Genomic DNA, 14,836 nt, shown 5'->3' with positions numbered 1-14,836 from the left:
GATTTAATCACAGGTTATTGGAAACTTATCTTGTGTTTGATGGTATGAAACAAGTCTTCCCATTGTGGATCCGTTTTCATACGTTCTTTGAATTTATCGATTCCGTGGATGACGGTCGAATGTGTGGTCGAAAAAATTCTGCCAATTTGTGCCTTCGGAACATGAAGGACGTCATGAAGGAGGAGCATACATAAATGCCTAGGCGGGATAAAATCTGCTTTCCGACTCTTTCCTAATAAATCCTTACGAGCAACATTGGACCTTTCACAGACAAGATCAATGACCATATCGGGGCTAAACCCAATTCGTTTTTTATTCGTAAGAAAACGTGCTTCCGCAATTTCCTGAATTTTCTCTTCTGTGAGTAAAAAGTATTCATAGGCTTTTTTGTATAAAACCAAATCGTTTACAATTCCAATCAGAGCGCGGGAATCCCCTTCCAATCGTTCACCAAGCCAGTGGAGGAGTTTGTCACTCGCAGGAATATTGAATTCAGAAAAATTAGCTCGCAAAAGTTCGATCCGAAGTGCCAAGTCATGTGATTTGATGTCTGCTTGGAGACCGTGTACAAACCGAGATTTTAGTCTTTCGTGTAACGGAAGTTCATAACTTGGCCTATCAGATGCAATGACGATCTGGCGTTTTCTATCATAAAGAAAATTGAAGAGTGCAAAGAACTCCTCTTGGGTTTTTTCAGCCCCACCATTCAAAAATTGAATGTCATCAAAGAGTAAAACATTATAAGACTGGTATCGAATTTTAAAAGATTCGAGTGACTCGCGGTTATTCTGACGAACAGTAAAAATAAATTCATTTAAAAAAGAGGTACTGTTTACATACCGAACCGTCTTCCACGGATCTTTTTTTTTGATCTCGTTTCCGATGGCATGTAAGAGATGAGTTTTCCCCACACCCACAGGACCAAAAATATAAAGTGGATTGTATTTCCCTGGTTGTTCCGCCACACTTTTTGCGGCTGTATAAGCGATTTTATTGGAATCGGAAGTGATATAATTACTAAAAATAAATTCTGGATTTAGGTCAGAGTCGGATTCATCAAATTTTGATTGGATGACTTCCTTAAAAATCTGTGTGGATGTTTCTGATTCAGCGAGAATCGACACACGAAAACGATCACCTACTACTTGATAAACGGCGTCTTCAATGAAACTTGTGTATTTGGTTTCCACATGCCGTTTGATTCCTGTGGAAGGAGCTGTCAGGTGGACCACCTGGTTCTCCGATTTATCGAATTTGAGTGGTGCAATGAAATTAGAAAAGTACTTGGGAGGTATCTGTTTCGATATTTCTTCTAAAATTTCTTCCCAACGTCTTTCCAAGTTTCCCCGCCCTAAATGTGAAATCGGGTACTATACTTTTAGCAAGTAGGTAGAATTCAAATGAAAAATCCGAAAACGCTCCAAACTACAAAAAATAGTCGAACCGAATAAAAAAATTATGTCACCTTATTGGTTTGACAGAATTATTTCTTGTAGCACATGTTAGGTGATATGTTCTGATTCAATCAATTCGAAAGAAGTAGGTTTTAGGATTCCAAACTAGGTAGCGAGTCTTAAAAACAACTGTGATAAAAGAACGTACTCAAGCGCAGGAATTTCATAATGTAGTTTCATTTTGAAATCTAGGATGGCTTCAATCCTTCCTACATTGGCTTCAAAGTTTTTTTGCCTGTATTCATAAAGAAGTAACAAACAAATCATTTCTAAAAAATCAATTCCAGTTAAGCCCTCTTTGTTGGAGCGAAATTCTCCCAGTTGGTCTCTCACCCAGTTTTCCAATTTAAAAAGTAAAATGGAATCGTGACAGTGTTCCCTTACATTCTCATGCCACTCTTCTAAAAATTCATCGGAGATTTCAAAAGGATTGAGTGATCCACCATAATAAAGTTTGGATTCCGTCATTTCATTTCTACGAATCTTTTTGATTTCGTCTTGAGGGAGATAGTTGAAGGGAACACAAACCGAACGAGAGACAATGGTTGGTTTTAAGCTTTTTAAATCGTTAACGATGAGAATGAACTTTGTATGTGGCGGAGGTTCTTCTAAAGTTTTTAGAAGAGTGGTTTCTGCTTCATTGTTGATACGATTTGCTTCGGGAAATAAAACAACACGGTAATCTGATGTATGTGGTTTGAATGGAATCCTTGCTGATAACAACCAACGGATGGTGAAGTCTTCTGGATCTTTTTCTTTTCCAATCGCTATGTTTTTCCTTCTAGGAAATTGGATGAAGTCGGGATGGACTCCTTTCATAAATTGTCTGCAGGAATCACAAACTCCACAAGAGGTTCCTTCTAAACAAAGAAGTTGTCTCGAGAATCTTTCAGCGGCAGTCCACTTCCCCACTCCATCGGGTCCATAAAAAATAATGGAACCGGGAATTCGTAACCTATCATTTAAAAAAGATTTTAAGTAAGTCAGTGCAACATCTTGGCCTGACACTTGGTCGAATGAAAACAAAGCATCAGCCATTGGTCTTTAGTATACCGGTGTCAGCCAATTCATATAACTTGGTTGTTCACCACGAACCGCTTCAAAAAAGATCGATTGGATTTTTTTGGTGATGGGGCCTATGTTTCCATTTCCAATCACACGACGATCCACTTCCTTCACCCAAGCCACTTGCACACCTGTTCCTGAAAAAAATAATTCATCAGCGATATAAAGTTCGGACCGAGCAATGTCTCTTTCCACAACTTGGATCCCTAAGTCTTTTGCAATTTGAATGATACTTCTTCTTGTGATCCCTTCTAAAATAGAAGAAGGAATGGTTGGTGTATGGATCACTCCATCACGAACGATAAAAAGATTTTCAGCAGAACCTTCTGATACAAATCCTCTCGCATCTAAGAAGATGGCTTCATCCATTCCATTTTGAACTGCTTCTGATTTTGCAAGGGCCGAGTTCACATACCCACCACTCACTTTGGAAAGAGTGGGAATTTGGTTATCAGAAAATCTTTGCCAAGAAGAAACAATCGTTGTCAGACCATTTTGTGTATCGAGGTAGTCATCCAACTTCAAAGCATAAACGGTGATGTCCGCTTTTACGTCATGGAACCGGGGTGAAAGTTGTAAGGCAGAAGTATAAATGAAAGGTCTTAAGTATACATTTTGTTTTGCTTCATTTTTACGAAGGAGATCCAGAATGATGGATTGGATTTCTTCCGGTGTGATTTGGATTTGAAGCTGCATGATCTTTGTGGAGTTCACAAGTCGTTTGCAATGGTCTGGCAATCGGAAGACATAAAGATTTTTTTTAGCTTCGTTGTAGTAACCGCGGATTCCACCGAAGACACCTGTCCCATATTGTAAGGCGTGAGTTTGGACACTAACTTTCGCGTCCTCGGAAGGAACGATCTTTCCTTCAAAGTATGTATAAGGGAATGAATTCTGAGCCATTGAGATTCCTATCACTCCAATCTTCTGAAGTTTCAAAATTAGAAAATGAATTTTATCTTTTTTTCTCTCGAAGGTTAGGCCGATGATTTTGATATCGTTCTAAGGAGTAGATTCGGTCGACCCACTCCCTCTCATTTTCGATAAGAACTGAATTACTAAGAAGACATAATATGAATCCATCCTTTTATCCCAACCAATTTGATTGTATCGTTGTCGGTGCAGGTCACGCCGGAACAGAAGCTGCTTATATTTCTGCCAAAGCGGGACTCAAAACTTTACTCATCACTATGAACCTTGATACCATCGGACAGATGAGTTGTAATCCTGCCATCGGTGGAATTGCAAAAGGACATATGGTTCGCGAAGTGGATGCACTTGGTGGACTTATGGGTCGGGTAATTGATCAAACGGGAATTCAATTTAAGATGTTAAACACATCGAAGGGTCCTTCGGTTTGGGCCCCGCGTGCACAAGCAGAGAAAAAACAATACCAACTCATGATCAAACACCAGTTGGAAAAATTAAAAACTCTCTCGATCCGACAAGACACAGTTGAGGATTTGATTGTGGAAGGAAACCAAGTGACTGGTGTCGTCACTGGGCGCGGTTTTACTTTCTATACGAATCATGTGATCTTAACCACAGGAACTTTTTTATCCAGTGTGATTCATATTGGAACTTACCAAAAAGAATCCGGTCGGATTGGCGAACCTACAACCAAAGGTCTTTCCCACACACTCTCTCGTTTTGAATTGCGACTCGGAAGATTAAAAACAGGAACACCTGCTCGTGTTCATAAGAACTCTATCAACTTTGAAGGACTTGATGTACAGGATGGAGATGAGAACCCTCGTCCCTTTTCTTTTTCAACGAGTAAGATCGATCGCAAACAAATTCCTTGTTACATCACTTATACCAACGACACCACACATGAACTGATCAAACAAAACTTAGAATACTCACCGATGTATTCGGGTCAGATCAAAAGTATTGGTCCAAGGTATTGCCCTTCGATTGAAGATAAGGTGGTTCGATTTGCCGAAAGAGATCGCCATCAAATCTTTATCGAACCGGAAGGTTATGAAACCAACGAGATGTATCTCAATGGTGTTTCCACAAGTTTGCCGGAAGAAGTGCAATGGACGTTTCTTCGAAGCATCAAAGGTTTGGAAGAAGTGGAACTCATGCGCCCGGGTTATGCCATCGAATATGATTTTGTAGATCCAACAGAACTAAACCCTACTCTCGAAACCAAAAAAGTAAAAGGCCTCTACCACGCCGGTCAAATCAACGGAACTACTGGTTATGAAGAAGCCGCAGCACAAGGACTTGTTGCTGCTTACAATGTGATTCGTTCCGTCAGAAAAGAAGAACCAATTCTTTTCAAACGAAGTGAATCTTATATTGGAGTTCTTGTGGATGATCTGGTTTACAAAGGTGTCGAAGATCCTTACCGGATGTTCACAAGTCGTGCTGAGTATCGTTTGCTTTTACGACAAGACAACGCCGACCAAAGACTCATGCAATATGGATATGAGATGGGTCTTGTAGAAGAGAACCTCTACCACGAAATGCGTGATCGTTATGCTCGAATTGATAAAATCAAAACCCAAATGTTTGTGACTTCCATGAAGCCAACCGAGGAACTCACAAAGGTATTGGAAGAAAAGAAAATTGAGAATTATAAATTTGGGCACACAGTGGCATCGTTTTTAAAACGATCTGATATCAAAATCGAAGACATCGAAACGTTTGTTCCTGAACTTCAAAACCTAAACGAAGATGAGAAAGCTGTTTTGGAAATGGAAGTTAAATACGAAGGTTATCTCAAACGAGAATTGGAAACGATTGAATACCGTAAGAAGTTTTTGAACTTTCAAATCCCGAATGATTTTGATTACGCCAGTGTGAAGGGTTTAAAAACAGAGGCAGTTGTGAAGTTAGAAAAACACCGTCCTATGAATTTAGAAACGGCTCTTCATATCTCGGGAGTGGATCCATCAGATGTGGATCTTCTACTCTATCATCTGGTGGACAGACGATAGAAATGGATTTGTGAAAAAGAATCACAAGGCTCTTGATTTAAAACTCTCCTCAAATAAAAAAACCAAGAAGGATTCCCTCTTGGTTTTTGTTTCTCATCCATGAATCTGTTTTTTTGATTTAGAAATCTTTAGGTTCAATGACTGAATCGGAAATGTTTGCTTTTGAAAAACCAATGAAGTCAACTTTTAGTCTTCTCAAAATAAACGTTCTAACTTCTTAAACTCTACCTTTGAATCCAGCTGAAACTTCGGCCTATCGTTTTCGAGTATTCTTCTGTATTAAACAACTACCACTCTGCGTTTCCTAATTGGCAACCTTCAAGTTCCGCTAGTTCCCAATTTGAAAACTACTTCTATCGATTGCCAAGATGATCTTCTGAAGCGGAGTTCATTCTTTTCTATTCGTAGACAAGCACGTGGGTCTTTTCCAAGATCCAGTTGTCCCCCTGTTTCACGTGAAACGAATGGGACTCCAAACTTCCATCAGCTTTGTATTTGAGTTTGTGAACACGTCGGTTCTCACCTTGGAAGAATTCTCTTTCCACTAGGTTTCCTTTTCCATCAAACTTAAAATGAATTTCACCAAGACCTTTCTTTTTATCATCAGTGAGATATTGAATTTGAACATTGGGACGTTTAGGATCGATTTGAAATCGGAAAGACTCGTTGTCTTTGGTTTCTAAGTTTTTCCCTTCAGCGGCAAAAATGTTCCCTTCGCCATCACTCTCGATGGAATAGACAATGAGTAATCGGCCTTCACCATCTTTTACATTCATCTTTTTCAAAGCACGACCTTTGAATTGGAAATCCTTTCTTTCGACTAAGTGTCCACCATTGTCATAAACTTCTTCGCTAGAAAGTAAACCTTCTGTATAGCGAAAGGTTGTTTTGCCATCACCCTTCCCTTCTTTATCAGAATAAGTTTCACTGATTAATTTTCCGTCACTGTTGTATTCGTATTCTGCGACATAAACAACCTGACCCTCGCCATTACGAACGATCTCTTTGTTTGGAACTTTTTTAACTTTTTTAAACAGGTAAGCATCTTTGTGGGACCACTTGCCGGGTGTGTAACCTAAAATAGGAAAGGAAAGGATGATTAAAAAACTAATGATTCGAATCATGGAAAAGAGTTCTCCTACAGGAGACATCGGCGAATTCATTTAAAACGATAACGAGATTATGTCAGAAAAAACGATCCAAGAAGAAATCCAAACCATCATCCCAGATTTGTTTCCCAAGTTGGAGCCAGAGTTTGATTGGGACTTAGTAAAAAACTTTTACGAGTTTCTGAAACGAGACAATGAGAAAGGTGGATTCTTTTCTCGAAATGATTCAGAGAAGATTCTCGAGAGACATATTGTTGAATCGATTATCTATGTTTGGAAACTGAAAGTGACCGGATATGTTTCACGTGAAACAAATGTAGCGGATGTAGGAACTGGGCCCGGTCTTCCCGGTTTTCTCTTCGCCCTTTTGAAAAAAGCGCCGCATGTTTTCCTTGTTGATTCTCAAAAACGGAAACTAGCACTTCTCGAAACAGAAATCGAAACGGGAACTCTTTCCAAAGTTAAAAAACGAGTGGAGTTTATCTACGCTCGAACAGAAGAAATTAATTCAAATTTTGATGTAGTGACTTCGAGAGCAATGGTTCCCTATCCATACATCGCTGAAGTAACAACGAGAATGGTGAAACAAAAAGGAATCTTATGTCCCTTCCTTGCGCAACCCTACCAAGATTTGGAAAAAGAAACCGAGGTCTTAAGCAACAATGGTTTCTTTATGAAAAAAGAAATTCCCATTCCCGAATTAGAGTTTGTGGGAAAGAGACATATAAAAATACTACAAAAGAATTCCCTTCCTAAAAAGGGATTCCCCCGCGACTGGAAAGAAATCGTAAAGGAGACTAAGAGCAAGAATGGGTAAAATCGTTTCTATCAGTAATCAAAAAGGTGGAGTCGGTAAAACGACAACAGCGATAAACTTGGCATCCAATCTTGTTGATTTGGGAAAAAAAGTTTTGCTCCTTGATATCGATCCACAAGGGAACTCAGGTTCTGGTCTTGGGTTGGAAGTGCAGTCTTTAAATAAAACCACTTATGAAGTATTGATTGGTGAACTCTCTGCGAGAGAAGCTGTTCAAAAAACTTTTGTAAACAATTTGGATATCATTCCTTCCAACATCAACCTCTCGGGATTGGAAGTGGATTTTCTTGGGATGGAAAGAAAGGAATTCAAATTGAAAGATGCTTTGGCATCTGTGAAGGAATCGTATGATTATATTCTAATCGATTGCCCTCCATCTCTCGGTGTACTTACTATCAATGCACTTTGTGCTTCTCAGTCTGTGATGATCACTTTGCAAACGGAGTACTTTGCTCTCGAAGGACTTTCGCAACTCATGCGAATCATTTCTCTTGTACAGTCACAATGGAATCCATCACTTGCCCTCGAGGGTGTACTCCTTACGATGTATGACAAACGAACCAACTTAGCAAACCAAGTTGCAGAAGATGTTCGTAACTATTTCAAAGAGAAAGTTTATGAAACTGTCATTCCAAGAAATGTAAAATTATCAGAAGCACCTTCTTTTGGAAAACCGATCAACTATTATGATCCAGATGGTGTTGGTGCAAAAAGTTATAAAAGTTTAGCGGAAGAAATTGTAGGGAAGGCATAAGCTTATGGCACTCGGTAAAGGTAAAGTTTTAGGAAGAGGACTTGGGAATTTAATTCCCGTAAATGAAAACAATGTTGAGATTTCTAAAGACGAACAAAGTGGCCTAAGAGAAATCAAAGTCACAGAAATTTTACCAAACCCACACCAACCAAGAAAACAATTTTCGGATGCCTCCATCCAAGAGTTATCTAATACCATTGTGGAACATGGAGTGATCCAACCTATCGTTGTACAAAAAAATCCATCAGGTTCAGGTTTCCTTTTGGTAGCGGGAGAAAGAAGATTACGTGCTTGTAAACTTGCCGGCTTTGCAAAAATTCCTGCGATTGTTCGTGACCTTTCCGAAGCGGATATGATGGAACTTGCCCTCATTGAAAATATCCAAAGAGAAAATCTAAATCCTATGGATGAGGCCTTGGCTTATCAGGCTATTATCGACAAACGGGGGTTAAAGGTAACTGACCTTGCGACCCGAGTGGGAAAAAACCGAGCTACCATTTCTAACTTAATTCGCCTACTTTCTCTTCCTAAATTGTTACAAGATTTAGTGAAGGAAGGAAAACTTTCTGAAGGACAGGCCCGCCCTCTTCTCTCTATCCCTGATCCAAAAAAACAATTGGAAGTGGGACAGAAAGTGATCGCTGAAGGATGGAATGTCAGAGAGGTAGAAAACTTTGTTTCTAACCTTTTACATCCGGATAAAAAATCAAAGTCCTCTTCTTTTGGTGCTGATAAACGAGATGCGAGTATTGTAAAACTAGAATCAAAACTCAGAAACAAATACAGTTCCAAAGTGGAAGTCGCTCACAATGAAACGAACGGAAAAGGAAAGATCGTTTTTTCTTACGCCAACCTAAATGACATGGAAAGAATTTTAGAGCAACTCGGTGTGAAATTGTAATTTCGCCAATCGTTCATACAATTCACTTTTTCGAATGAGTTCGTCATGGGTTCCGACGGACTCAATCTCCCCTTCCTTAATCACAACAATCTGATCTGATTTCACAACTGTGGAAAGTCGATGAGCAATCATAATCGTTGTTCTTTCCTTCACTAAAAAATCCAAAGCACGTTGGATCATTTGTTCCGATTCGGAATCAAGAGCGGATGTTGCTTCGTCCAACAAAAGAATCCTTGGGTTACGAAGTATGGCCCTTGCTATGGCAATCCTTTGTTTTTGTCCGCCGGAAAGTCTTGTTCCCAAATGTCCTAGATTAGTTTCGTATCCATCAGGAAGTTGGTTTAAAAATTCTGTGACATAGGCACTGGTTGCGGCCTTTTCTATTTCTTCAAAACTTGCATTTGGTTTTCCATAAGCAATGTTCTCTCGTAATGTTCCACTAAAGAGAATGGGCTGTTGCGGAACAAATCCGATGAGGGAACGTAAATCTTTTAAAGCTAAATCTTTCAGGTCTACACCTTCGATGAGAATCTTTCCGGCAGTAGGATCGTAGAATCTGAGGATGAGTTCAAAGAGTGTACTTTTTCCACCGCCTGATGGACCAACAAGTGCAGTGGTTTTGTTCGCAGGAATTTCTAAATTAATTTCTCGAATGGCTTTCTGTTCCGGTCTTGATGGATAAGAAAACTCTAAATGTTCTAAATTGATTTTTAATCCTTTTTGTTGAGAAGAGACTCCATTCAAATTTCCATTTCCTTCGTTTGGATGTAAAACCTCGAAGATTGATTTTGGAAATTGTGAATCTTTAATTTCTGATTCTGATAGTAGAAGTTCCATCAATCGTTCTGTGGCACCGGCGGCCCTTTGTAAATCACCGAGAACTTCAGAAACTGCACCGACACTATTGGCAACCATAATCGCATAAAAGGAAAATGCGATGAGTTCCCCGCCGGTAATTTTTCCTTCCAGTACATCTGTCCCACCGATCCAAAGCATCACACTGATTCCAGTTAGGATGAATAAAATGACAGCACCGATAAGGAGCGATCTTTGTTTAATGCGAGCCACTGCTACATCAAATGCTGCTTCCACTGTGTGTGAAAATTTTTCAATATCTTCCTCTTGGTGGTGGAAGGACTGAAGGATTTTTATATTGAGAAGGGATTCACTGACATAGGTTCCAATGCCTGCAATTTTGTCCTGAGTGGTGCGAGATAAATTTCTAACTTTTTTTCCATAGAACAAAATGGGAAACACGATGAAGGGAACACTCAGGAGAACAATCATTGTAAGTTTTGCATTTGTGATAAAAAGAAAAATGATCCCGCCTACAAACATCAAAACATTCCGAAGTGCAATGGATGCGGAAGATCCGATCACCGTTTGGATGAGTGTAGTGTCGGTTGTGATTCGTGATTGGATTTCACCAGGCGAATTAGTTTCAAAAAAACTTGGATGGATGAAAATGATATGTTTGAACACATCTTTTCGGATGTCAGAAGCAACCCTTTCTCCAATCCAAGATACGGCGTAATGACGAATGTAGGTTCCGATCGCGAGAAAGATTCCCACTAAAATAATAAAAGCAAGCGAGTAACCTAATTCTTGTTTGGATCTAGCAGTAAATCCAGCATCAATCAAATGGCGCAAACCCTGGCCGAGGCCAAGAGTTACCCCTGCCGTAAAAAGTAAGGCAAAGGAGGAAAGAGCCATTTGGAGTCTGTATGGTTTTAAATAAGAAAATGTTTTAGAGAGGACACGAAGATTTTTTGACTTAGGTCGGTCTGGAGTTTGCAAAGATTTATCCTTTTAGATCAATAAGTAGACCTCTGATTTCATCTAATTGTTTCAAAATCACGAACGCACTGTTGTTGGGAGAAAACATTGTTTTGGCGAGTAGATCCAATTTTTCATCTACGACCTTTACATAACGTACGTCTTTTTGGTCATTTCGTCCCCGTTGTGGGGCTTGCATGACCTTGTAGTTTTTTTTCAAAATTAGTTCTGCAATTTGTTTGATATGTTTTTTGTAAGATTCGAGATTTTTGTGATTCGGATCTTTGATGAGATCTTTTTCCAAATCTGGTAAATCTTTCCAAAGTTCATTTAGTTCCCTGGTTTCTTCTTTTCCAGAGGGAACAATGGATTCTAAAATTTCTAAAAAACTTTGTTTGGATTCATCAACTGGCCCAAGAGAACCGTTTAATTTTTCCTTGGATCCTTTTTTCGCCTGAGTGGATACCGACTTAGGGTTGTTGTTTTGGATGATCATAAACCCGCCTAGTGACGAGTGGGATTAATTGTGCATTTTCCGTGAAACACTACACCTTCTTCCACGATGAGGCGAGGAGTGACAATGTCTCCTTCCAATCGACAGCTAGAAAGTAATGTAACTCGTTCTGTTGCATAGATATTACCGCGAATTTCTCCACCGGCAACAACCACTCGTGCTTTGATATCTGTATCGACGATTCCAGATTTTCCTATAAGTACCTTTCCGGTAGTTTCAAGGACTCCTCGAAATTTTCCATCGATACGAATGAGGCCAGGGAATTTAAATTCACCGACAAACTCGGCTCCTTCCCCAATGATGCTATTAACTAAAAATTCTTCTTCTGTAGATGGATTCGGCATTATTCTTGAATTTGGTTGAGAAACGAAAACGGATTCAACGCTTGGGTACCAACATGTACTTCATAATGAAGATGGTAAATCGGATTTTCTGGAGATTTTCCAACATAACCTAAGATGTCACCCTTGGAGAGTTTTTCATTTTTCTTAACACGAATTCTATCAAGGTTGGAGTAGATTGTTTTCCATCCAAATCGATGTGATAATTTTACGTAGTAACCTGTAGCTGGTGAATATCCAGTATCAAAAACAATTCCAGGAGCAGTTGCGATGACTTCCGCACCAGGAAAGGATCCGATGTCGAGTCCTCTATTGAATTCTTCTTTTCCAGTCACTGGCGAAATGTATTTTCCAAAAGGAAATAATACATAACCTTTTGTTGGCCAGATGGATGGAGTGTTACGAATGATGCTCTTTCTTTTTTTGATGAGTTTGATGATCTCTTCAGAAAGTTCGGAGGATAATTTTAAATTATGAATGTCTTCTTTGATGCGGAAAGATTCATCAGTGATGTCAGACTGCGGTGTTCCTTGTAATGCGAGGAATTGTCCAGCTTGTCCACCCATCCCTTTAGAAACGCGAGAAGGATCTCCACCGAGTTTGATATAGAGGTTAGAAATTCTTTCGTAATAATATTGGATGGTTTCGTGAAGAGAGTTCACCTCTTCTTTCATCTTTGAAGATTGTCTGATAAAGTCTTTGTTTGTTAAATTGAGTTCTGTGAGTTGGTGGATGGATCCACTATGAGAAAGAACGTTCACAGCACTGATCACAAGAAGCACCACCATGATTCCAATAAAGATGGAAATGGCTTTGTAGGAGATGACAAAGTTAATTGTTTTTCGATCGGTGTGAGGAATGACCATAATCGTCAAACGTTCACGACCTTTTTTGTCAAGGTCCTCGTAACGTTGGGATAACTTAAGCTTCCATTCCTGGACTTTATACCGTAATCGGTAAAAAATTAGATGTAGTCTTTGTTTTGCTTCCACGTTCTCTTTCTAGCCTTCGACTATTTAAACAAAAGTTAATGCACCCACTATATCTTTCGATTGAATTTTCATTTTCATCCAGTGGAAATTACAAATCTTGCTATTTATGGGATATTCAACCATTGACACTCATTGCCACTTAGACATAATTCGGGAACAAGGCCAAGAGATTGAAGAAACACTGGCGAAATCCCGCATTGCTGGAGTAGACCGGATGGTTCAGATTGGGATTGATTTACCCAGTTCCATCGAAGCGGTTCGGATTTCTGAAACACATTCCAAAGATGATTTAGAAATTTTCTATTCGATTGGTTGTCATCCTACAGAAACTCATGAATTCCCTAATGCCGATCAGATTTTAGATTTAGCAAAATCCCGAATGAAAGATCCAAAATTTTCTGCAATTGGTGAGATTGGTGTCGATCTCTATCATGATGCGAGCACTCGTTTGGCGCAGAATGAAGTATTACGTAAATTTTTAGAATTTTCTTCTGAATATAAATTACCGGTAGTGATTCATTCACGTGACGCCTTTGAAGATACTTATGAAGCGCTAAAGGAATATAAGTCAAAAGCCTTTGGTGTGATTCATTGTTTTACTTATGATTATGAAGCCGCAAAACAGTTTGTAGATTTAGGTTATTATGTTTCTTTTTCAGGGATTGTTACTTTTAAGTCAGCAACGGATATCCAAGAAGCAGCGCGGAAGATTCCATTGGAAACTATCCTGATAGAAACAGATGCTCCCTTTTTATCCCCGATGCCACATAGAGGAAAACGAAATGATTCTTCTCATTTGCCATTTGTTCTCGAGAAAATGTTTTCTTTACGAACAGAAACTAATGCAGAAGTAGCAGATCGCATTTATCAAAATTCATTAAAATTCACACAAAGAAAGGCCTATCACCATGCTTGATATCAACCGTATTGTTCAAAACCCTGAAGAGTTACTTTCCACCTTACAAAAACGAGGTGTTGTCTCTACAGACATTGAAGCTAAAATTAAATCTGTCTCTGAAAAACAACGAAAGTTAAAATTGGAAGTAGAAGACCTTCGGGCCGAAAGAAACCGAGTTTCTAAAGAAATTGGAATTCAGAAATCACAAGGCAAAGACATCACTGAAATTTCAGCTTCGATGAAAGGTGTTGGTGATCAGATTAAAGCCATTGAAGAAGAACTAACCAAAGAAGAAGAATCTTTACATGAACTCAATTTAGGTCTTCCGAACTTACTCGATCCTTCTGTTCCGGAAGGAAAATCGGAAGCAGATAATGTTCTTGTGCGCCAGTGGGGAGATGTTCCTAAACTTTCCTTTGAAGCAAAGACCCATTTTGATATTGGGGAGGCTTTAGGTATTTTCGACTTTGAACGCGGAGTGAAACTTTCTGGTGCTAGATTTTATACCTACCGTGGTCTTGGTGCCAAATTGGAAAGAGCACTTATGAATCTAATGCTCGATACCCATACTTCGGAAAATGGATACGAAGAGATGTGGGTTCCTGTTCTTGTGAATGATGAATCCATGACGGCCACGGGACAACTCCCCAAATTTGCAGAAGATTTTTACCGATTGGAAAAAGACGGACTCAACTTGATCCCAACGGCGGAAGTTCCGCTCACCAATTATTACCGTGATGAAATCATTTCTGAAAAAGAATTACCCATTTCGGTTTGTGCACATACATCTTGTTTTCGTAGAGAAGCAGGATCTTACGGGCGTGATACACGTGGTCTTGTGCGAGTACACCAATTTCAAAAAGTGGAACTTGTGAAGTTTGTCGAACCGGAAACTTCGCAAAACGAACACGAAAAGATGCTCCAAGATGCTGAATCCATTTTGCAAAAGTTAAAACTTCCTTACCGCGTGATGTTACTTTGTAGTAAAGATATGTCCAGTGCCTCCTCCAAAACTTACGATATCGAAGTTTGGATGCCGGGACTTGGTCGTTTTATGGAAATTTCCTCTGTTTCTAACTTCAAAGACTATCAAGCAAGACGCGGAAAAATTCGATACAAGTCAAAGGAAGGAAAAAACCTGCTCGTCCATACTCTGAATGGTTCCGGTCTTGCGATCGGTCGAACACTCGCAGCAGTGATTGAAAATTACCAATCAGTAGATGGAACCTTCCAAATTCCGGATGTATTGAAACCTTACATTCGTTAG

The 14,836-nt window shown here is 39.4% G+C and carries 14 protein-coding genes; 6 read left to right on the top strand and 8 right to left on the bottom strand.

The window, feature by feature from the left end:
- Positions 1–14 precede the first annotated feature (14 nt).
- The 3 genes from dnaA to EHQ49_RS01880 all read right to left on the bottom strand — a co-directional run bounded on the left by dnaA (position 15) and on the right by EHQ49_RS01880 (position 3,422).
- The gene (dnaA, locus tag EHQ49_RS01890) at positions 15–1,340 is read right to left on the bottom strand and encodes a chromosomal replication initiator protein DnaA (RefSeq protein WP_135575808.1); all 1,326 of its coding nucleotides are present in this window, start codon (positions 1,338–1,340) and stop codon (positions 15–17) included.
- Between the two features lie 219 nt (positions 1,341–1,559).
- Complete coding sequence (locus EHQ49_RS01885) at positions 1,560–2,492, bottom strand: hypothetical protein (protein ID WP_135575806.1); 933 nt, start codon at positions 2,490–2,492, stop codon at positions 1,560–1,562.
- A 6-nt stretch (positions 2,493–2,498) separates the two neighbouring features.
- Positions 2,499–3,422, bottom strand: coding sequence for a branched-chain amino acid transaminase (locus EHQ49_RS01880; protein WP_135575804.1), 924 nt, complete (start codon positions 3,420–3,422; stop codon positions 2,499–2,501).
- 170 nt (positions 3,423–3,592) lie between these two features.
- On the opposite strand from EHQ49_RS01880, the gene mnmG reads away from it, so the two are divergent.
- Positions 3,593–5,467 (top strand): tRNA uridine-5-carboxymethylaminomethyl(34) synthesis enzyme MnmG, encoded by a 1,875-nt coding sequence (gene mnmG / locus EHQ49_RS01875; protein WP_135575802.1) that lies wholly within the window; start codon positions 3,593–3,595, stop codon positions 5,465–5,467.
- A 398-nt stretch (positions 5,468–5,865) separates the two neighbouring features.
- On the opposite strand, the gene EHQ49_RS01870 is transcribed toward mnmG, so the two are convergent.
- The gene (locus tag EHQ49_RS01870) at positions 5,866–6,591 is read right to left on the bottom strand and encodes a hypothetical protein (RefSeq protein WP_135575800.1); all 726 of its coding nucleotides are present in this window, start codon (positions 6,589–6,591) and stop codon (positions 5,866–5,868) included.
- A 58-nt stretch (positions 6,592–6,649) separates the two neighbouring features.
- Between EHQ49_RS01870 and EHQ49_RS01865 the strand changes: the two genes are divergently transcribed.
- Genes EHQ49_RS01865 through EHQ49_RS01855 form a run of 3 tightly spaced genes read left to right on the top strand, consistent with a single transcriptional unit; the run spans position 6,650 to position 9,048 of the window.
- The gene (locus EHQ49_RS01865) at positions 6,650–7,393 is read left to right on the top strand and encodes an RsmG family class I SAM-dependent methyltransferase (protein WP_135575798.1); all 744 of its coding nucleotides are present in this window, start codon (positions 6,650–6,652) and stop codon (positions 7,391–7,393) included.
- Positions 7,386–8,147, top strand: coding sequence for a ParA family protein (locus EHQ49_RS01860; RefSeq protein ID WP_100788906.1), 762 nt, complete (start codon positions 7,386–7,388; stop codon positions 8,145–8,147). Before EHQ49_RS01865 ends, EHQ49_RS01860 begins: the two co-directional genes overlap by 8 nt.
- A 4-nt stretch (positions 8,148–8,151) precedes the next feature.
- A complete protein-coding gene (locus tag EHQ49_RS01855; RefSeq protein WP_135575796.1) occupies positions 8,152–9,048 on the top strand; it encodes a ParB/RepB/Spo0J family partition protein in 897 nt (298 codons plus the stop codon).
- Here EHQ49_RS01855 and EHQ49_RS01850 read toward each other — a convergent pair.
- From EHQ49_RS01850 to EHQ49_RS01835, 4 genes are read right to left on the bottom strand one after another with little or no spacing between them, the layout of a single operon-like run.
- The gene (locus tag EHQ49_RS01850) at positions 9,022–10,845 is read right to left on the bottom strand and encodes an ABC transporter transmembrane domain-containing protein (protein WP_135575794.1); all 1,824 of its coding nucleotides are present in this window, start codon (positions 10,843–10,845) and stop codon (positions 9,022–9,024) included. The genes EHQ49_RS01855 and EHQ49_RS01850 overlap by 27 nt on opposite strands.
- Positions 10,846–10,849: 4 nt before the next feature.
- Positions 10,850–11,320, bottom strand: a complete 471-nt coding sequence (locus EHQ49_RS01845; protein WP_135575792.1) for a YaaR family protein — start codon at positions 11,318–11,320, stop codon at positions 10,850–10,852.
- An 8-nt stretch (positions 11,321–11,328) separates the two neighbouring features.
- The gene (locus EHQ49_RS01840; protein WP_100788910.1) at positions 11,329–11,682 is read right to left on the bottom strand and encodes a bactofilin family protein; all 354 of its coding nucleotides are present in this window, start codon (positions 11,680–11,682) and stop codon (positions 11,329–11,331) included.
- Entirely contained in the window at positions 11,682–12,671 is a 990-nt protein-coding gene (locus tag EHQ49_RS01835; protein ID WP_035983074.1) for a M23 family metallopeptidase, read from the bottom strand. Before EHQ49_RS01835 ends, EHQ49_RS01840 begins: the two co-directional genes overlap by 1 nt.
- 106 nt (positions 12,672–12,777) lie before the next feature.
- Between EHQ49_RS01835 and EHQ49_RS01830 the strand changes: the two genes are divergently transcribed.
- Together EHQ49_RS01830 and serS are read left to right on the top strand one after the other, a co-directional pair.
- Positions 12,778–13,587 (top strand): TatD family hydrolase, encoded by an 810-nt coding sequence (locus tag EHQ49_RS01830; protein WP_208732144.1) that lies wholly within the window; start codon positions 12,778–12,780, stop codon positions 13,585–13,587.
- Positions 13,580–14,836 (top strand): serine--tRNA ligase, encoded by a 1,257-nt coding sequence (serS, locus tag EHQ49_RS01825; protein ID WP_135575788.1) that lies wholly within the window; start codon positions 13,580–13,582, stop codon positions 14,834–14,836. The genes EHQ49_RS01830 and serS overlap by 8 nt, the downstream gene beginning before the upstream one ends.

The sequence above is a fragment of the Leptospira perdikensis genome (assembly GCF_004769575.1).
GTDB lineage: Bacteria > Spirochaetota > Leptospiria > Leptospirales > Leptospiraceae > Leptospira_A > Leptospira_A perdikensis.
The sequence above is the reverse complement of the archived record's forward strand: the minus strand, read 5'-3'. Positions and strand labels throughout refer to the sequence as shown.

Coding starts and splice junctions, on each gene's coding strand:
- EHQ49_RS01855 (WP_135575796.1), top strand. CDS start 8,152: ATGGCACTCGGTAAAGGTAAAGTTTTAGGAAGAGGACTTGGGAATTTA.
- EHQ49_RS01865 (WP_135575798.1), top strand. CDS start 6,650: ATGTCAGAAAAAACGATCCAAGAAGAAATCCAAACCATCATCCCAGAT.
- EHQ49_RS01860 (WP_100788906.1), top strand. CDS start 7,386: ATGGGTAAAATCGTTTCTATCAGTAATCAAAAAGGTGGAGTCGGTAAA.
- EHQ49_RS01880 (WP_135575804.1), bottom strand. CDS start 3,422: ATGGCTCAGAATTCATTCCCTTATACATACTTTGAAGGAAAGATCGTT.
- EHQ49_RS01885 (WP_135575806.1), bottom strand. CDS start 2,492: ATGGCTGATGCTTTGTTTTCATTCGACCAAGTGTCAGGCCAAGATGTT.
- serS (WP_135575788.1), top strand. CDS start 13,580: ATGCTTGATATCAACCGTATTGTTCAAAACCCTGAAGAGTTACTTTCC.
- EHQ49_RS01840 (WP_100788910.1), bottom strand. CDS start 11,682: ATGCCGAATCCATCTACAGAAGAAGAATTTTTAGTTAATAGCATCATT.
- EHQ49_RS01845 (WP_135575792.1), bottom strand. CDS start 11,320: ATGATCATCCAAAACAACAACCCTAAGTCGGTATCCACTCAGGCGAAA.
- EHQ49_RS01870 (WP_135575800.1), bottom strand. CDS start 6,591: ATGATTCGAATCATTAGTTTTTTAATCATCCTTTCCTTTCCTATTTTA.
- EHQ49_RS01830 (WP_208732144.1), top strand. CDS start 12,778: ATGGGATATTCAACCATTGACACTCATTGCCACTTAGACATAATTCGG.
- mnmG (WP_135575802.1), top strand. CDS start 3,593: ATGAATCCATCCTTTTATCCCAACCAATTTGATTGTATCGTTGTCGGT.